The 18,247-nt window shown below is 65.0% G+C and carries 18 protein-coding genes and 1 other RNA gene; 15 read left to right on the forward strand and 4 right to left on the reverse strand.

Going from position 1 to position 18,247, the window contains the following annotated elements; all coding sequences use genetic code 11:
• Together ACIQ3B_RS00735 and ACIQ3B_RS00740 are read right to left on the reverse strand one after the other, a co-directional pair.
• A partial coding sequence (locus ACIQ3B_RS00735; protein WP_397399161.1) for an RtcB family protein occupies positions 1-833 on the reverse strand: 833 nt, incomplete at its 3' end.
• A gap of 342 nt (positions 834-1,175) precedes the next feature.
• Complete coding sequence (locus ACIQ3B_RS00740) at positions 1,176-1,535, reverse strand: SnoaL-like domain-containing protein (protein ID WP_397399163.1); 360 nt, start codon at positions 1,533-1,535, stop codon at positions 1,176-1,178.
• A 136-nt stretch (positions 1,536-1,671) separates the two neighbouring features.
• Here ACIQ3B_RS00740 and ilvN point away from each other — a divergent pair, with 136 nt between their 5' ends.
• The 15 genes from ilvN (at position 1,672) to ACIQ3B_RS00815 (ending at position 16,469) form a co-directional block, all read left to right on the forward strand.
• Positions 1,672-2,223 carry an acetolactate synthase small subunit gene (gene ilvN / locus ACIQ3B_RS00745; protein ID WP_397399165.1) on the forward strand — a complete coding sequence of 184 codons (552 nt, stop codon included), beginning with the start codon at positions 1,672-1,674 and terminating at the stop codon, positions 2,221-2,223.
• 66 nt (positions 2,224-2,289) lie between these two features.
• Positions 2,290-2,651, forward strand: a transfer-messenger RNA (tmRNA) gene (gene ssrA, locus ACIQ3B_RS00750).
• A 181-nt stretch (positions 2,652-2,832) separates the two neighbouring features.
• Positions 2,833-3,324 (forward strand): SspB family protein, encoded by a 492-nt coding sequence (locus ACIQ3B_RS00755; protein ID WP_397399167.1) that lies wholly within the window; start codon positions 2,833-2,835, stop codon positions 3,322-3,324.
• A gap of 6 nt (positions 3,325-3,330) precedes the next feature.
• Positions 3,331-3,801 carry a PaaI family thioesterase gene (locus ACIQ3B_RS00760; protein ID WP_397399169.1) on the forward strand — a complete coding sequence of 157 codons (471 nt, stop codon included), beginning with the start codon at positions 3,331-3,333 and terminating at the stop codon, positions 3,799-3,801.
• A 10-nt stretch (positions 3,802-3,811) separates the two neighbouring features.
• Positions 3,812-4,573 (forward strand): C13 family peptidase, encoded by a 762-nt coding sequence (locus tag ACIQ3B_RS00765; RefSeq protein ID WP_397399171.1) that lies wholly within the window; start codon positions 3,812-3,814, stop codon positions 4,571-4,573.
• A gap of 67 nt (positions 4,574-4,640) precedes the next feature.
• Entirely contained in the window at positions 4,641-6,638 is a 1,998-nt protein-coding gene (locus ACIQ3B_RS00770; protein WP_397399173.1) for a serine hydrolase domain-containing protein, read from the forward strand.
• Between the two features lie 135 nt (positions 6,639-6,773).
• Complete coding sequence (gene fliF / locus ACIQ3B_RS00775; RefSeq protein WP_397399175.1) at positions 6,774-8,417, forward strand: flagellar basal-body MS-ring/collar protein FliF; 1,644 nt, start codon at positions 6,774-6,776, stop codon at positions 8,415-8,417.
• Positions 8,417-9,448 carry a flagellar motor switch protein FliG gene (fliG, locus tag ACIQ3B_RS00780; protein WP_397399177.1) on the forward strand — a complete coding sequence of 344 codons (1,032 nt, stop codon included), beginning with the start codon at positions 8,417-8,419 and terminating at the stop codon, positions 9,446-9,448. The genes fliF and fliG overlap by 1 nt, the downstream gene beginning before the upstream one ends.
• The gene (locus ACIQ3B_RS00785; RefSeq protein ID WP_397399179.1) at positions 9,448-10,095 is read left to right on the forward strand and encodes a flagellar assembly protein FliH; all 648 of its coding nucleotides are present in this window, start codon (positions 9,448-9,450) and stop codon (positions 10,093-10,095) included. Before fliG ends, ACIQ3B_RS00785 begins: the two co-directional genes overlap by 1 nt.
• A 4-nt stretch (positions 10,096-10,099) precedes the next feature.
• Positions 10,100-10,435: a flagellar motor switch protein FliN gene (gene fliN / locus ACIQ3B_RS00790; protein ID WP_397399181.1), complete on the forward strand. Its 336-nt coding sequence runs from the start codon at positions 10,100-10,102 to the stop codon at positions 10,433-10,435.
• Between the two features lie 32 nt (positions 10,436-10,467).
• Positions 10,468-11,835: a sigma-54 interaction domain-containing protein gene (locus ACIQ3B_RS00795; RefSeq protein ID WP_397399183.1), complete on the forward strand. Its 1,368-nt coding sequence runs from the start codon at positions 10,468-10,470 to the stop codon at positions 11,833-11,835.
• Between the two features lie 12 nt (positions 11,836-11,847).
• A complete protein-coding gene (gene flhA / locus ACIQ3B_RS00800) occupies positions 11,848-13,935 on the forward strand; it encodes a flagellar biosynthesis protein FlhA (protein ID WP_397399185.1) in 2,088 nt (695 codons plus the stop codon).
• A 182-nt stretch (positions 13,936-14,117) separates the two neighbouring features.
• Positions 14,118-14,585, forward strand: coding sequence for a hypothetical protein (locus tag ACIQ3B_RS00805; RefSeq protein ID WP_397399187.1), 468 nt, complete (start codon positions 14,118-14,120; stop codon positions 14,583-14,585).
• The gene (gene chrA, locus ACIQ3B_RS00810) at positions 14,582-15,946 is read left to right on the forward strand and encodes a chromate efflux transporter (protein ID WP_397399189.1); all 1,365 of its coding nucleotides are present in this window, start codon (positions 14,582-14,584) and stop codon (positions 15,944-15,946) included. Before ACIQ3B_RS00805 ends, chrA begins: the two co-directional genes overlap by 4 nt.
• A 142-nt stretch (positions 15,947-16,088) precedes the next feature.
• On the forward strand, positions 16,089-16,469 hold the full coding sequence (locus ACIQ3B_RS00815) for a DUF4282 domain-containing protein (RefSeq protein ID WP_397399191.1): 381 nt from the start codon (positions 16,089-16,091) through the stop codon (positions 16,467-16,469).
• Here the strand turns inward: ACIQ3B_RS00815 and ACIQ3B_RS00820 are convergent.
• Positions 16,466-16,879, reverse strand: a complete 414-nt coding sequence (locus ACIQ3B_RS00820) for a flagellar export protein FliJ (RefSeq protein WP_397399193.1) — start codon at positions 16,877-16,879, stop codon at positions 16,466-16,468. The two genes, ACIQ3B_RS00815 and ACIQ3B_RS00820, sit on opposite strands and share 4 nt — an antisense overlap.
• Entirely contained in the window at positions 16,876-18,213 is a 1,338-nt protein-coding gene (gene fliI, locus ACIQ3B_RS00825; protein ID WP_397399195.1) for a flagellar protein export ATPase FliI, read from the reverse strand. Before fliI ends, ACIQ3B_RS00820 begins: the two co-directional genes overlap by 4 nt.
• Positions 18,214-18,247: the final 34 nt, after the last annotated feature.

The following is an 18,247-nucleotide window of genomic DNA, read 5'->3' on the forward strand; positions in this document are numbered from 1 at the left end:
TGGTGGCAATTCACCGCCGTCTCCGTCGTCACAAGGTCCGGGAACGCGTCCCGCAGCACGCCAAGAACCTGGTCCATCATCACTTCACGATTGGCGAGCGCGTACTTCTGCGCCCAGCTGACCGCGCAGATGTAGGAGACAAAGCCCTCCGACCCCTCGGGGAAGTAGGCCAGGTCCTTGTCCGGCAGGTTGATGAACCAGCGGGCCATATCCTTCTTCGCCTTTTCGATGAAATAGGACCCGAAACGGTTGCCGACCCCCCGCGAGCCTGAGTGGAGCATCACCCAGACGTCGCCGGCTTCATCGAGGCAGAGCTCGATGAAGTGGTTGCCGGTCCCGAGCGTTCCCAGATGGCCAAGGCCACGCGGATGCGCCGTCTTTGGATCGCGCTCGACGATGGCGTCGTAGCCATCCTTGAGCGCAGCCCACTTTTCGGAAGCCATCGCCGGCGGATCAGCCTGGTGGGCGCCGACATCGTTGCGACCGCCGTTGTCGGTCCGTCCGTGAGGAACAACCGCTTCGATGGCGCTACGGATGACGGCCAGATTGTCCGGCAGGTGTTCGGCGCGGATCGAGGTCTTCACCGCCATCATGCCACACCCGATGTCGACCCCAACCGCCGCAGGAATGATCGCGCCCACGGTCGGGATCACCGAGCCGACGGTCGCGCCCATGCCCCAGTGGACATCCGGCATGACGGCCACGTGGCTATGGATGAACGGCAAGCCGGCGACGTTTCGCAGCTGTTCGCGCGCGCTGTCCTCAAGCTGGACGCCCCGGGTCCAGCCCTTGATCATCCCCTTGTCGCTCGCAATGACGTCATATCCGCTCATTGGCTTATCCTTTCATGGCCAATTCCCTCCCGGGCCTCCGCAGCGGTGAAACGTCCTTCCGAAACGAAGAACCCCTCCGCGGCCGGGCCGGGAGGGGTTCTTTCGAGACATCTCAAGATAGATTGAGACTAGTTCGAACCACACTCCCATGCACGCGACAGCTCGCCCCCGACCTGGAGGCCGGTGGTGCTGGGGCGCGGATAGTTGGCGAATGGCTTCGACATTGATCTCATCCTTGAGGCGCAACCGGGTAGCACGGCCAGGCGACGCGTCCACAGAGTTGTTTCATCTGCAACGATCCAAATTCCCTGACTGTGGCCTGGCGGTCACGGCCACGCCCCCTCACCCCCCATAGAAGAACCGCTCCTCGGCGATCAGGCCGTTCTTCAGGGTATAAAGCCCCACCTCGTCCATGGTGATACGCTCGGCGCCCTTGGGGGTCAGGTCCATCTTGAAACGCACGATGAACTGATCGCCATTGACGTACGGCCCCTCGACCAAGACCCCATGAATCTCGTGGTTCGCCGCCCACCATTCCCCCTTGCCGCGTACGCTGTCCTTGCCGACAGTCCGGGCCATGTCGTCTTCGCCGGGTTCAAGGCTGACGACATCGTCGGCCCAGTACTTCTCACCGGACTCCTCGAATTTCCCCTCGCGGCAGAGGGCGACCAGATCTTCTGCGATTTCCTGGGTAGTGGGCATGGTGAGCTCCTTTGGCTGATGCGACACGATAGGCCCGCCTCGTGACAGCGTCCTGTCAGCATGACGAAAGGCTCAACACCTTGCGGGCGGCGCTGGCCTGTGACACCTCACAGCAACATCCCAGGAACCCGAACCAATGCCTGATCCCGCCCAGCCCGCCTCTGTCTATGATCTCGCCCACGCCGAGCAGGAGGAGAGCCGCGCCACCTTCGCCGTGCTGGTGGACAATGAGCCGGGCGTGCTTCACCGCGTGGTCGGCCTGTTTGCGGCGCGGGGCTACAATATCGACAGCCTGACGGTGGCCGAAACCGACGACAACGCCCACACCAGCCGCATCACCATCGTCACCCGCGGCACCCCCCAGGTTCTCTCACAGATCGAGGCCCAGCTGCAGAAGATGGTCTCGACCCGCCATGTGCAGGACGTGACGAAGGATCCGAACGGCCTGGAGCGCGAGCTGGCGCTGATCAAGGTGCGAGGCTCGGGCACGGAGCGGGTCGAGGCGCTCCGCGTCGCCGATATCTTCCGGGCCAAGGTGGTGGACACTACGCACGAGAGCTTTGTCTTCGAACTCACCGGGGCGCCCACAAAGATCGACAAGTTCGTGGACCTGATGCGCGGCCTCGGCCTGGTGGAGGTGTCACGCACCGGGGTGCTGTCTCTTCAGCGGGGCGTCGAGAGACTCTGACTTCAGGCCAGAACCGGCGCGTCGGCGCGGGGGTTTGTCCGCACCGCAAACCACCGGACGCCGTAAGTTCTTCATTTTTCAACCCGGACACCCTATATGTGAGGTGTCGGGTTCGCCCGACTATGGAGATAAACGCGCACGTAATAAGCGGACTGGACCCGGGTGCGATTCCCGGCGGCTCCACCAATCTTTCCCCCGGGTATCGCCGGGACAGTGCGGGGCCGATCAGCATCGACAGACGTCTAAAGGTGTTGCTTTCTCTCGGCGTGACTCACCGTCCCGGGTCTTTAAACTAAATGCGAACGATAACTTCGCTGAGGAAGTCCGCCTCGCCGCGTAATGCGGTTCGGTGACATCCGACCTAAGTCCTAGGGGTTCAGATCCTTAGGCGGGGCCCGGAGGGAGCCTGCCAACAGAATCCCTCCACCTTTTCTCTGAGCGGCCCTCAATAGAGATGATGGGATTGCGCTGGCAACAGCCCTGCAACGCCTTGATTGCAAGCCCGTGCAGGCTCGATACCGGCGGGGATTGCCGGCGTCCGGCGCTTCAAACCCTTGCGCCAAGAGCGCCAGGCGCTAGGGTCTGGATACGTTGTCGTCTGGAGTACGCATGGCCCAGGATCCGCCGGTTCAGGATCTGATGAACTACGAAGCCCTGGCGCAGGATGCGTTGCGGGGCGTGGCGAAGGCTGCGCTGAAGCGGGCGGCTTCACCCGAAGGGCTGCCGGGCGCGCATCATCTTTATGTGACCTTCAAGACCGATGCGGTCGGGGTGTCGGGGCCGAACGACCTGCTGTCACGCTATCCGGATGAGATGACCATAGTGCTGCAGCACCAGTACTGGGACCTTGCGCCGGGCGAGACCTTCTTCTCCGTCACCCTGCAGTTCGGGGGCCAGCCCAAGCGCCTGTCTGTGCCCTATGCGGCGATCACCCGTTTCTATGATCCGTCGGTGCAGTTCCTGTTGCAGTTCGAAGCGCCGCCGTCGGCGCCGCAGGAGGTCAATGCTACGGTCGCAGAGGCTGTCGAGGCCAAGCCTGAAGCGCCCGCGAAATCTGGAGACGCCACTGTCGTCTCGCTGGATCAGTTCCGGAAAAAGTAAATCCGTATGACCGACGTCGTGAGCGCCGAACCCAAACCTCTCACGGACGAGGAAATCCTGGCCCGCTTCCTGCGGACCAAGAACCAGCCCACCGGCTCACAGACGCTGGGCTTCCGGATGGTGGCGGTCCATCAGGCGACGAATTCGGTGGAGGTGGAGTTCGACGCCCGGGCCGAGCTGTTGCTCAATCCGATGAAGCAGATCCAGGGCGGATACCTCTGCGCCATGCTGGACGAGTGCATGAGCGTGGCCTGCATGGTGGCGTCCGGCATGACGGCGGTAGCGCCAACTCTGGAGATGAAGACCAGCTTCCTGCGTCCCGGTGCGCCGGGCAAGATCAAGGGGATCGGGCGCGTGCTGAAGTGGGGTCGTCAGGTGGCCTTCACCGAAGGCGAACTGTTCGATCCAGAAGGTCGGATACTCGCCAAGGCCACCGGGACGGCGATCCCGACGCCCTTCACCAAGTACAAGTCCTGAGGGTCCCGGGATGGCCCGGCTTCTGGTCGCCCTCGCCCTGCTGTTTCTCCTCGGCTCAGGCCCTGCGCGGGCCCAGGCGCTGGCGGACTGGTCGGCGGTGGTCGTGGCCGGGGACTGGCATGCGCACGACGGCGGACCCACTGAGGCCTTCGACAATGCGCGTCGCGATGTGACCCTGGCGCTGGGCCGCATCGGCTTCAAGCCGGACAACATTCGCCAGTTTTCGGTGCGCCCGGAACGCTACACGGACACCCGTCCGGAGAAGACAGACCCGCGCGGCATCTATGCGGCTCTGGTCGACCTCTCCGGCAAGGCGCCTGGCGGGTGTCTGTTCTACCTGACCTCGCATGGTATCCCGCAGGGCGCACAGGTGGACCAGGGCATCCTGCAACCCGGCGTTCTAGCCACCATGCTGGACCAGAGCTGCGGCGCGCGCCCCACCGTGGTGGTGATCTCGGCATGTTTCTCCGGCGTCTATGTGCGCACTCTGGCGAAGCCCAACCGGATGGTGCTGACGGCCGCCCGCCCCGACCGCACGTCGTTCGGCTGTGGGCAGGACAACAAGTACCCCTATTTCGACGACTGCTTCCTGTCGTCCATGGGCGGCGCGCGCGACTTTGGCGGACTGGCCGGAACTGTCCGCGAGTGCGTGCGCGTTCGGGAGATTGCGGAGAAGGCCAGCCCGCCGTCGGAGCCTCAGTTCTGGGTTGGCGGCGCGCTGCGTCCGATGTTGCCGCTCTATACATTCGATAATCCGGCCAGAACCGACTAAAGCCCCGGCGATCCTGCGGGAACCTCCGACTCATTCCGGGTGCTATCCTTTGGACTGCGAGGGACGATTGAACGATCTGAAGACACGTTGGCCGGGTCTGGCGATGGCCGCTGCAGTGGCGTTTTGCCTGTCCGTCGCCCCGGCGCTGGCCCAGACGGCAGCAGCGCCTGCGCCTGCGCCTTCTCCCGTTCAGCCCGGCATCGACCCTGTGCGTCTCGAATCCTTCGTCGATGGCTGGATGACCGACGCCATGGCGCGCGAGCATGTGCCCGGCGCTGCGGTTTCCATCGTCCAGAATGGTCAGGTGATTTTCAAGAAGGGCTACGGTTTCGCCGATCTGACGCCGCGTCGTCGGGTGGATCCGGATCGCACCCTCTTTCGCATCGGCTCGATCTCCAAGACCTTCACCTGGGTGCTGCTGATGAAGGAGGTGGAAGCGCGGCGGATCCGCCTGGATCGCCCTATCAACCTCTACCTGCCCGAAAAGGTCCGCCTGCCCGGCGAGTCGCGAGAGGTGATGGTCCGCCACCTGATGGACCACAGCGCGGGTTTTGAGGACCGCGCCCTCGGCCAACTTTTCGAGAACGAGGCCGGGCGGGTGCGCCCGCTGGACCTCTACCTTCGCCAGGAGCGCCCCGATCAGGTGCGGCCCGCCGGTCAGGTCGCCAGCTACTCCAACTATGGCGCGTCACTGGCCGGTGAGGCGGTGGCGTTTGTATCGGGCAAGACCTTCGAGCGCCGGGTCGACGACGAAATCACCGGGCCGCTGGGCATGACGCGCACAACCTTCCGCGAGCCCCGGGCAGAACGGCGCGGCCTGCCGGCGCCCATGCCCGGATATATGGTCGCGGACGCTGCGCGTGGCTACGGCTGGCGCAACAGCGGCTTTGCGCCCAACGCCTGGGAGTTCATCGGGCAGACGGCGCCCGCGGGCTCAGCCTCCTCAACGGCGGGCGACATGTCGCGCTACATGCTGATGTTGCTGGGCGACGGCGCCTGGAACGGCGTCTCGATCTTCGGCCCACAGGCCGCAAGGGCATTCCGTACGCCGCTTCGGCGTGAGCCACCTGGTGTCAATGGCTGGGCTCACGGCTTCATGATCTTTGATCTGCCTGGCGGGCTGAAGGGCTATGGCCACCTGGGCGACACCCTGGCGTTTCACTCGAACATGACGCTAGCGCCCGCCCTGGGTCTGGGCGTGTTTGTCACAACCAATGGCGAAAGCGGTGGGTCGCTGGCCGGAGCCCTGCCGTCGGCGGTGTTGCAGCACTTCCATGGCGCGGCTCAGGTATTTCCCCGCCCGGGCACAACCGATCTCGCGGGCGCGCGCGCCGTGTTCAGCGGGAACTACCTTACCACCCGCCGCGCGTTCAGCGGCCTTGAGGGGTTCGTCACGCGCCTGGGCGGCGGGGCGGATGTGGAGGTGACCGCCGACGGGCGTCTGTTGCTGAAACGCCTGGGCGGTGTCGAGGCCTATGTGCCGGATGGGCCTGCAAAGGCGGGTCGGTTCATTTCCGCCAATGGCGACGAGCGGCTGGTGTTCCGGATTCAGGACGGGCGGGCGACCGGGTTTCAAACCGCCTTCAATACCGAGACCCTGCAACGAACAGCCTTCTTGGACCGACCGTTTCTACTGATCGTGATGTCGGTCCTGACGGCGCTGGCCGCTTTAGCGACCTTTGCCGGGCTGGCATTGCGCAACACACGCGACCTTCGCCAGAACCAGGCCCAGGCCCGCGCCTCGATTGTGCAGGCGATGCAGGCGGGCCTGTGGGTCTCGGCGATGTTGCTCTTTGGGATCTGGGCCGCCGGTACATCTGACCAACAGGCTCTGGTGTATGACTGGCCCGGCGTATTGGTGGTGACCGCTTCGGCGTGCGCGCTGGTCGCCGCCGTGCTGACATTCATCACGCTGGCCGCCCTGCCCGCCATCTGGCAGGGCGGGCGGCGCGTGGAATCCTGGACAGGTCTGCGCAAGACCTTTTTCACGGTCACAGTGCTGGTTTACGCAGGGTTCTCGATCCTGCTTGCGATGGGCGGTGCCCTGGAGCCGTGGAGCCGATAGCCCGCACCCGAACCTCCCGCCCCTTAAACCTGCCTTAACCAACCACTGGGTAAATCCTGCCTACCACGGGGCGGAACGGCAATCGCGCGCCCCGGTTGATCGGACTGGAAGGGGCGCCCTGAAGTGAATCCGTTGATGGGCCTGCTTCAGCGGTTCGGCATCGGACGCGTGGCTGCCATGATCGGCATCGCCGCGGGCTTCACGGCGGTTATGGCCGCCATCTTCCTGAACCTTGGCCAGCCCAAGTCGCTGCTCTACTCCAATCTGGACCTGAAGGAAGCCGGCTCGATCACGGCGGCTCTCGATCAGGCCGGGGTCAAGTACGAGGTCAAGGGCGACGGGTCGACCATCATGGTCCCGCGCGATGTGGTGGCTTCCACCCGCCTGATGTTGTCCGGCAAGGGACTGCCCACCGCAGGGTCCGTGGGCTACGAAATTTTCGACGACGCCAGTGCCCTGGGTCAGACCGATTTTGTGCAACAATTGAACCGCCAGCGTGCGCTGGAAGGCGAGTTGGCCCGCACCATCGGGGCGCTGGACGGCATCACCTCGGCCCGGGTCCATCTGGTCCTGCCCAAGCGTCAGTTGTTCGAGGAAGAAGCCGAGCAACCCGCATCGTCAGTGAGCATCGGTGTGGGCGGCCGCGAACCGACCGCCGAGCAGGTCCGCGCCATCCAGAACCTTGTCGCCGGCGCAGTGCCCAACATGCGGCCGGATCGCGTGACCGTCGTCGACCAGCACGCCAAAACCCTCTCAGGCGGTGAGACCGGCATGGCTGCCGAGGCCGATGGCCGCAAGTCCGAGGTCGAACAGCGCATCGCCAAGCAGGTGAAGACGCTGGTCGAGGGCCTGGTGGGTGCCGGAAAGTCCCGGGTAAATGTCACTGCCGACCTCGATCTGGCCCGCGTTACGACGCAGGAGGAAAAGTACGACCCTGACGGTCAGGTGATCCGTTCTGAAACCACGACAGAAGAGAACAGCCGCGAAAACTCGGCGGACGCATCTGGCCAGGCCTCGGTCGCCGCCAACATTCCGGGCGGTGCGCAGGGAGAAGAGACCGCGACGAACACCAACACGGCTGGCCGTCAGGATTCCACGACCAACTATGAGATTTCCAAGACCATCCGCACCGAGGTGAAGGAGCCTGGCACGGTCAAGCGTCTTTCGGTGGCGGTCGCTGTTGACGGGATCACCGCTGTCGGTGCGGGGGGCAAGCCCGGCGCCTACACCCCAAGGTCCGCCGAGGAGATGCAGCGGATCGAGCAGTTGGTGCGGGCCTCCGTGGGCTTTGATCAGGAGCGCGGCGACCAGATCAGCGTGATCAATGTGAAGTTCCCTGTGGCCGCCGAGACGGGTGGCGTCGAAGCGGCTAACCCGCTCAAGGACTTCGACAAGAACGACATCATGCGCGCCGTGGAACTGGCAGTGCTGGCGATCGTCGGCATCCTGATGATCTTCTTCGTCGCCCGGCCGCTACTGGGCGCCGGCGGACGCAAAAAGGGCAAGGGCGCGGCCGCTGGTGGCGGCGCAGACGGCGGCCCGCCCCAAGCTACCCGCATCATGATAATGCCCGACGGTCAGCAGGTACAGGTGGCGGCCGACGGCAGCATGTCCCAGCTGGCCCTGCCCGGTCCCGGTGACGATGGGTCGCGGATGGGCCTAGTCAATGGCGATGGTGAGGCCCGGGCCAACAGGGTCAAGCAGGTTTCCGAATTCATGACCGCCCACCCCGATCAGTCGGTCTCGATTCTTCGCTCCTGGCTGCATGAAACGGCCTGATGGCAAAATCTCCCGGCAAGAATATCGTCGACATCACCCGCCTCTCGGGCGCGGAGAAGTGCGCCGTTATACTGCTGGCTCTGGGCGAAGAGCATGCGGCGGTATGGAAGGCGCTCGACGAAGAGGAGATCAAGGAGATCTCCCAGGCCATGGCCGGACTGGGCAATGTGACCGCCAGCGTGGTCGAGCAATTGCTGATAGAGTTCATCGCCGGGATAGCCGGCAGCGGCGCCATCATGGGGACATTCGACCAGACCCAAAGACTGCTCGCCAGCATCATGCCCGGCGACAAGGTCGAGTCCCTGATGGAGGAAATCCGGGGTCCGGCCGGGCGGACCATGTGGGACAAGCTGGGCAATGTGAATGAGGCTGTCCTCGCCAACTATCTGAAGAACGAATACCCTCAGACCGTCGCGGTCGTACTGTCGAAGGTCAAACCCGATCACGCCTCGCGGGTGCTTTCGTCCCTGCCCGAAGACTTCGCACTGGAATGCGTGATGCGCATGCTGCGCATGGAGCCGGTACAGCGTGAGATACTCGACAAGATCGAGCAGACGCTGCGTACCGAATTCATGTCGAACCTGGCGCGGACCACTAAGCGCGACAGCCACGAAATGATGGCCGACATCTTCAATGCCTTTGACCGCCAGACCGAGGCGCGCTTCATCACGGCTCTGGAAGAGCGCAATCGCGAGGCGGCCGAGCGCATCCGCGCCCTGATGTTCGTGTTCGAGGATCTGTCGAAACTCGATCCTGGCGGCGTTCAGACGCTGCTGCGGACCGTGGAGAAGGACCGGCTGGCGCTGAGTCTCAAGGGCGCCTCCGGCGCGCTCACGGAGATGTTCTTCTCCAACATGTCCGAACGCGCTTCGAAGATCATGCGCGAGGACATGGAGTCCATGGGCCCTGTGCGCCTCAAGGATGTGGATCAGGCCCAGATGGCCATCGTGCAGATCGCAAAGGACCTCGCCAACAAGGGCGAGATCATGCTGGCCGGCTCGGGCAGCGGCGATGATGAGTTGATCTACTGATGTCCGAAGCGCTCACCCGATTTCACTTTGATACCGAGTTTAGCGCTGCGGGTGACGCCACTGTGCTTTCGCCCCGGCCCAAGCGACTCTTCCCTGCCGATGAAGTCGAGCAGATCCGCGCGGCTGCCCATGCCGCCGGCGAGCGCGCCGCCATGGCCAGTGTGGCCGCGCAGCAAGCCCAGGCGCTTGGCGAGATCGCGGCAGCCTGCAACCAGGCCCTGCCACGCCTGGCCGAGGTGGCGCACGAACATCGGATCGCATCGGCGGGCCTGGCGCTGGCCTGCGCACGCGCGATCGCTTACGCCGCGCTGGAGCGGTTCCCCGTAGCTCCGACCCTGGCGGCGCTGGAGTCCCTGGCCCGCGAGATCGACGCCCAGCCCCGTCTGGTTCTCACCGCCGATCCGGCGCTGGCAGACGCCCTTCGAACCACGCTGGAGGACGCCGCGAGGAACCTCGGGTTTGAAGGTGCTGTCGTTGTGAAGCCGGACGGCGCTTTCGGTCCACATGCCTTCTCCCTCGACTTCGGAGACGGTCAGGCGACCTACGATCCTGCGGTCGCCGCCGAACGTGTCGCCGAAGCCCTTCATGCAGCTCTCGCGTCGGAAGGGCTGCATGCCGAACCCCTGATTCCCGGCAGTGAAAGCTGAAGCCATGGCCGATGACGACCTGAAACTTGACGAGTTCGGCGCCGATGAGGGCGGGCTGCCTGAAGACACGGGTGAGGACGGCAGAAGCGCGGCCGATCTGGTCACAGTCTTCGATGTACCGGTGGCCATTTCCGCCGTTCTGGGCAAGTCGACCATGACCGTGGCCCAGCTGCTGCAGCTCAGCCAGGGCAGTATCCTGGAGCTGGATCGCAAGGTCGGCGAAGCCATCGACATCTATGTGAACAACCGGCTGGTGGCGCGCGGCGAGGTCGTCATCGTCGACGAGCGGCTGGGTGTGACCATGACTGAAATCATCAAGGACGGCGACACGGCGGCCTGATGCCGGCCTCGCGTGTGAAGGAGTAGATTCAAATGCGGCTTCTGGTCGTCGGAAAACTGAGCGGGCAACTCGCCACTGCTGTGAAAATGGCGATGAGCGCGGGCGCCAAGGTGAGCCACGTGGAAACCATCGAGGCGGCCACCCATGCCCTGCGATCGGGTCAGGGCGCGGATCTGCTGATGGTCGACTACGATCTCGACATCGCAGGCCTGATCGCGGCGAACGAGGACGAGCGGATCCGGGTGCCGGTGGTGGCGTGCGGCATCGCGGCAGACCCGCAGCGGGCGGCAGCCGCGATCCGCGCGGGCGCCAAGGAATTCATCCCGCTGCCGCCGGAGGCCGAGCTGATCGCCGCCGTGCTGGCCGCCGTGTCCGACGACAATCGCCCGATGGTGGTGCGCGATCCCAACATGCAGGTGGTGATCTCGCTGGCCGATCAGGTTGCAGGCTCTGACGCGTCGATCCTGATCACCGGCGAAAGCGGCGTGGGCAAGGAAGTGGTCGCGCGCTATGTGCACCAGAAGTCTCGGCGCGCCAGCCGGCCGTTCATCTCGGTGAACTGTGCGGCGATCCCCGAGAATCTGTTGGAGAGCGAACTCTTCGGACACGAGAAGGGCGCCTTTACCGGCGCACTGGCTCGCCGGATCGGCAAGTTCGAGGAAGCGACCGGCGGCACCCTGCTGCTCGATGAAATCTCCGAGATGGACACACGGCTGCAGGCCAAGTTGCTGCGCGCCATCCAGGAGCGTGAAATCGACCGGGTTGGTGGGACCAAGCCCGTGAAAGTGGATATCCGCATTCTGGCCACCTCCAACCGCGACCTGGCGATGGCCGTGAAGGACGGCACGTTCCGCGAAGATCTGCTCTACCGCCTCAACGTCGTGAACCTGCGGCTACCGCCGCTTCGCGAGCGCCCGGGCGACGTGGTGGCGATGGCCGAATTCTTCGTCAAAAAATACGCCGCAGCCAATAGCCTCCCGGAGAAGCCCCTGTCCCAGGAAGCGCGGCGTCGGTTGGTCGGTCACCGCTGGCCGGGCAATGTGCGCGAACTGGAAAACGCCATGCACCGTGCGGTGCTGTTGGCCCCCGGCCCCGAGATCGACGAAATGGCCATTCGGCTGCCGGATGGTCAGCCCCTGGCGGCGCCAGACGCCCACACCCGCACCGCGCTGGCCGCCGTCACAGCTGCCGAAACCATCAGCCGCGCATTCGTCGGCCAGACCGTGGCCGAGATGGAGCAGCACCTGATCATCGAGACTCTGGAGCATTGTTTCGGCAACCGCACCCACGCGGCCAACATCCTGGGCATCTCGATCCGGACGCTGCGCAACAAGCTGAAGGAGTACGGCGAAGCCGGCGTCTCCGTGCCCGCCCCGCAAATGGGCCAGAGCGCGGCATAACGGACAACCTGAATGACTGAAGCCGCCTACCGTTACGATACTGCGCCCTCCGCCGGTCGGGTCTGGAGTTGGGTGGCGCGTGGCGAGGTGCTGCTCGCACTTGGCGTGGTGGGCGTCGTCGTTCTGCTCATTGTGCCGATCCCGGCATGGCTGCTGGATGGCTTGCTCTCACTCTCTATCGCATCGTCGATCCTGATCCTGATGACGTCGCTGCTGATCAAGAAGCCGCTGGAGTTCACGGCTTTTCCCACCGTGCTGCTGGGCGTGACCCTTTTCCGGCTGGCGCTCAACATTGCGACGACCCGACTGATCCTCAGCCACGGCCATGAGGGCGTCCATGGGGCCGGCCACGTCATCGAGACCTTCGGCAAGCTGATGATGGGCGGCAACTTCGCCATCGGCGTCATCGTCTTCATCATCCTGGTGGTGGTGAACTTCGTGGTGATCACCAAGGGCTCGGGGCGGATCGCAGAAGTGGCCGCAAGGTTCACCCTGGACTCCATGCCCGGCAAGCAGATGGCCATCGACGCCGACCTTTCGTCGGGCCTGATCGACACTGACGAGGCCAAGCTTCGGCGGAAGGAACTGGAGCAGGAATCCACCTTCTTCGGCGCCATGGACGGCGCGTCCAAGTTTGTCCGTGGCGACGCCGTGGCGGGTCTGGTGATCCTCGCGGTCAATGTGATCGGCGGGATCCTGATTGGCGTGTTGCAACACGATGTGCCGATCGGCGAGGCGTTTTCGACCTACACCATCATGAGCATCGGCGACGGTCTGGTCAGCCAGATCCCGGCCCTGATCGTGTCAATCGCTGCAGGTTTCCTGGTCTCGAAGGCCGGCGTCGAGGGCTCAGCTGACAAGGCGCTGGTCACCCAGCTGGCCACAAATCCCATAAGCCTGGGCATGGTCTCGGCGGCAGCCGGCGTTTTGGCCGTGATTCCGGGCATGCCGGTGATCCCTTTCGCGCTGGTGTCCATCGGCGCAGGCGTTCTGGCCTGGAACCGCTCCAAGGCGGCCTCGCAGCCAGAGCCTGTCAAGATCGTCGACGCGCCGTCCGAGGCCGAGGACGAGCCCATTGCCCAGACCCTGGCCATCGACGAGATCAAGATCGAGCTGGGCTACGGCCTGCTGCCGCTGATCAACGACCTGGAGGGTCGCCGGCTGACCGACCAGATCAAGGCGCTGCGCCGTACGCTGGCCGCCGACTTCGGCTTTGTCATGCCCAGCGTGCGCATCCTCGACAACATGCGCCTGCCCTCCATGGGCTACTGCCTGCGCATCAAGGAGATGGAGGCCGGGTCCGGCGAGGTAAGGATCGGCCAGCTGATGGCGATGGACCCGCGCGGCGGCCAGATCGAGCTGCCGGGCGAGCACATGAAGGAGCCTGCCTTCGGCCTGCCTGCCACCTGGATCGACGACAGCCTGCGCGAGGAAGCCACGTTCCGCGGCTACACCATCGTCGACCCGGCCACGGTGATGACCACCCACCTGACCGAGATCCTCAAGGAGAACATGCCGGATCTGCTCACCTATGCCGAAGTCCAGAAGCTGCTGAGGGACCTTCCGGCAGAGCAGAAGAAACTGTCCGAAGACCTGATCCCCACGGTGGTCACGGCGACAACCGTTCAGCGCGTGCTGCAGGCCCTGTTGCGCGAGCGGGTTTCGATACGCGATCTGGGCGCCATCCTTGAAGGCATCGGCGAGGCGGCGCCGCACACCACATCCATCACCCTGCTGGTCGAACAGGTTCGCGGCCGACTGGCGCGGCAGCTTTGCTACGCCCATCGCGGCGAAGACGGCGCCTTGCCCATCGTCACCCTTTCGGCCGAGTGGGAGAACGCCTTCGCCGACGCCCTGGTGGGAACCGGTGACGACAAGCAACTGGCCCTGGCTCCCTCGCGCCTTCAGGACTTCATCCGCGGCATCCGCGAGACCTTTGAACGCGCCGCCCTGGCAGGTGACAGCCCGGTGCTGCTGACCAGCCCGGGGGTTCGGCCCTACGTCCGCTCCATCATCGAACGCTTCCGCGGCCAGACCCCGGTGATGAGCCAGAACGAGATACATCCCCGGGCGCGACTGAAGACGGTGGGCGCGCTGTAGCTGTAGCGCCGCGAGTTGCAATCCGCAGGGGCATGGCCTATGGTTGACCCAGCGGGATAAAGCGGTGTCCCGGACAGGCTCAGGCCCAACTACCGCGCATCTCCATATGGAGAAAGCGCATGCGTCGTCCGACATTGTCTCACACCCTCCCTTCCCTCAGCCGGCGTGCCGTAGCTCTTGGCATGATAGCCGCGCCCACGGTGGCCTTGGCCAATCCCCCGGCTTGCGGTCCGGCGCCGCAGATCCTGTTCGTCTGTGAGGCCGGTACAGTGAACAGCGCCATCGCCCGGGAGCTGTTCAGGGCAAGAGCCGCGGACGCAGGGCTGGATGTTCGGATCGCATCGCGCGGGCTGCATCCGGAAGATCATCTGACTCCGGTGGTGGCCGAAAAGCTTCGCAACGACGGCGTTGACGCTGCACGCGAGCCAACCATCGCTCTGACGACAGCCGATATCGCCACGGCCAAGATCGTGATCGCCTTCAACGCGGCGGCAGAGAATCCGCTGTTACGCGCCGCCCGTCGGTGGAACGTCCCGTCCTGGGGTGCGGACTATACGGCCTCCAAAGCGATCATGGACACCCACATCGGCAAGCTCGTCGCCGAACTGGGCGCCCACCCGCAAGCCGGTTGCGCGACCCCGCCGAATTGACAGGGACAGTCTCGCTCGGCGAGGCGTTCAAGGTCTGGGCGCGGATTGCAGCGCTCAGCTTTGGCGGTCCCGCCGGCCAGATCGCGGTGATGCACCGCATTCTGGTGGAGGAGAAGCGCTGGCTGGGCGAGCGGCGGTTCCTGCACGCGCTCAACTACTGCATGCTGCTGCCGGGACCTGAGGCACAGCAGCTTGCCATCTATATCGGCTGGTTGATGCACCGCACTGCCGGTGGCCTGATGGCCGGGGTGCTGTTCGTGTTGCCGGGCTTCGTGGCGATTATGGCGCTCAGCATCCTCTACGCCCTTTTCGGTTCCGTGGGGCCCGTGGCCGCCGTGTTCTTCGGGCTGAAGGCCGCCGTTCTGGTGGTGGTGGTGGTGCAGGCGGTGATCCGCGTCGGCGCCCGGTCATTGAAGAACACCACCATGAAGGCCCTGGCAGCCACGGCGTTTGTCAGCATCTACGCCCTCCATGTTCCCTTCCCTCTGATCATCCTGGCCGCGGGCGTCATCGGGTTCATCGGCGGCCGCGCAGGCCTTCAGGCCTTCCTGGTCGGCGGCGGTCATGGTCCCAAGGGCGTCAACGAGGTCGCCGACGCCGACACCCTGCTGGGCGAAGGCACGCCCGATCATGCCCGGCCAAACCTGCGCTGGGCCCTGACCACCAGCGGCATCCTGCTGGGACTGTGGCTCATGCCGGTATTGGCGCTGGGCATGACCCTGGGTTGGGACAACACGTTCTCGCAGATCGCGGTGTTCTTCTCACGGATGGCTGTGGTGACCTTTGGCGGCGCCTATGCGGTCCTGGCCTATGTGACGCAGGAGGCCGTCCAGAACTATCAGTGGCTTCGGCCTGGCGAGATGCTGGACGGGCTGGCCATGGCCGAGACAACGCCCGGGCCGCTGATCATAGTCACCCAGTTTGTGGGCTTCATGGGCGCGTTCCGGAATGCCTCCGGGATGGATCCGCTGCTGGCCGGAGCGCTGGGCGGGATCGTGACCACCTGGGTGACGTTTACGCCGTGCTTCCTGTGGATCTTCCTGGGCGCGCCGTTCGTCGAGGCGCTGCGCGGCGCACGCGCGCTGAACGCGGCGCTGGCGGCGATCACGGCGGCGGTGGTAGGGGTAATTCTGAACCTTGCGCTCTGGTTCGGGCTGCATGTGGTGTTCGCTCGGGTGCTGACCGTTCAGGCTGGGCCGTTGCGCCTTGACCTGCCGGTGCTGGCGTCAGTGAATGTGGCCAGCCTGTTGCTGACCCTGGTCGCCATCGTTGCGGCTTTCCGGCTCAAGGTTGGCGTGATCCCTTTGCTGGTCGGCTGCGCCGCAGCGGGTCTCGGCGTCCATGTGGCCGGGTGGGTATAGGGTGTCAGGCCGCCCGACGCCCGCCGGGCGGGTGCAGTCCGACGGGGACGCCACGCTCTCCGCCGTTGCAGGCGCGCTCCCCTGCTGATAGCGGTGCGAACCACGGGGCCGCGTCCCCGATGCTTCGAGTCTCGGGATACGGATGCGTCGACCTCTCCAAAGACCGCACGGCCAGGGCGCAGGCTTCCTCTGGGACCTGCTGACCTTTGAAAAGATGCTGACCGGCAGCGTGGTCCACCTGGTCTACTGGGCGGGGCTCGGCATCATTGGCATCGTCGCTTTCGGCGTGCTGGGCGCCTCGGTGGGCGTGGCCGTGCGCGAGAGCAACATCCTCCTTGGCCTGCTGCTGGCGATGGGTATCCTGGGCGTGGGCATGCTGGGCGTAGGCGTGGGCGTGCTGCTCTGGCGCGCCTTCTGCGAATTCTACGTGACCATCTTCAAGATCAGCGAGGACCTGCACGTTCTGCGCGCCGACGTCGAGGCCGAGCGCGCACGTCAGGTTGGCGGCCCGCCAACAGCCTAACGGACGGAAAAAGCCCTGCGCAGCCCCAGCTCATCCAGCGCCGCCGCTTCACGCCGGCCCAGCTCCTTGCGCTCGCCTACCCTGATGTTGTCGGCGATCTGTTCGTACTTCTTCTGGGCCTCAAACGCCTCGGCCAGGGCGTCACGGGCGCCTTGCTCTTCCATGAAAATGAGGTCGATGGCTGTCTGGACCCGGGCCTTGCGCAGCTTAAGTCCATCCATGAACCCTGCCCGATAAAGGGCGGTCGCCGCCTCCTCCGCAGTGAAGGCAAGTTCCGCCTCGCCCTCGGCCTCCAGTATGGCCAGCTTCAACTCGGCGGCGACGCGGCGGTCGACAATCTCCGACAGGCGCTTCTGCAGCACCTCGGCCTCATAGCTCGACAGCTTGATCAGCGACTGTGCCCAACTCACGCGGCGGCTCCATTCAGGATCTGGTCAAGGCCGTCGAATGAGGCCTCAAGACTGGTGGCGTCGTCCTTGCCCTGCCCGAGGAACGCCTCGATCGCCGGGTTCAGGGCGATGGCGCGGTCGATCAGCGGGTCGGCGCCGGCGCGATAGGCGCCGATGCGGATCAACTCCTCCATATTGGCGTAGGCCGACATCGTCTGGCGGGCCTGACTGACGATCTCGCGTTCGTGCGGTTCAAGGCAGCCGGGCATTGTGCGACTGATCGACTTCAGCACATTGATCGCCGGGAAGCGTCCGCGCTCCGCAATGGTTCGCTCCATGACGATGTGCCCGTCCAGAATCCCGCGTACAGCGTCAGCGATGGGCTCATTGTGGTCGTCGCCGTCCACAAGCACAGTGAACAGACCGGTGATCGGGCCCGCCCTGGTGCCATCGGGTCGGATCGGGCCAGGACCGGCGCGCTCCAGCAGCTTGGGCAGTTCGGTAAAGACCGTCGGGGTATAACCTTTAGTGGTGGGCGGTTCGCCTGCGGCCAGGCCGATCTCGCGCTGGGCCATGGCGAAGCGTGTGACGCTGTCCATGAGGCACAGCACTTCCATGTCCTGATCCCGCAGGAATTCGGCGATGGCCATGGTCATGTAGGCAGCCTGGCGGCGCTTGAGCGCCGGTTCATCGGATGTTGCGACCACGACGATGGCGCGCTTCAGGCCATCTTCGCCCAAGGTCTCCTCGATGAACTCCCGAACCTCCCGGCCCCGCTCACCGATCAGGCCCACGACCACGGCGTCGCAGTCGGCGTTTTTGGCCAGCATAGACAGCAGCACAGATTTCCCGACGCCGGAGCCTGCAAACACACCGAGGCGCTGGCCACGGCAGCAGGTAGTGAAGACGTTCATCGCCCGGACGCCGAGGTCCAGCCGCGGCCCTACCCGGTCGCGGGCGTGGGCCGAAGGCGGCGCCGCGCGCAGTGGATAGGCGGCTAGCCCCTGTGGCAACGGCCCCTTGCCATCGATGGGCTGGCCGAAGCTGTCGACGATGCGGCCCAGCCAGGCCTTGGTGGGGCGTACGGCGGAGCCCAACGGCTGTATCTGGATTTCGGCGCCAGGCGCCACGCCCTCCACCGGTCCAAACGGCATCAGCAGCGCGCGGTTCTCGCGGAAGCCTACCACCTCGGCGGCGACGGACTTGTCATTGAAGCGCGCGATTTCGGCGCGAGCGCCAACGGCCAATCTGGACAGGCCGCCACGCGCCTCGATCAACAGGCCGTTTACCGCCGCAACGCGACCGGAAACCGTCAGGGGATCCAGCCGTTCGACAGCGGCCACCAGGTTCTTCACGCGCGCTCCCCAAGGTCCAGAGCAGACCTTCGTC

The sequence above is a fragment of the Phenylobacterium sp. genome (assembly GCF_044358365.1).
Classification (GTDB): domain Bacteria; phylum Pseudomonadota; class Alphaproteobacteria; order Caulobacterales; family Caulobacteraceae; genus Phenylobacterium.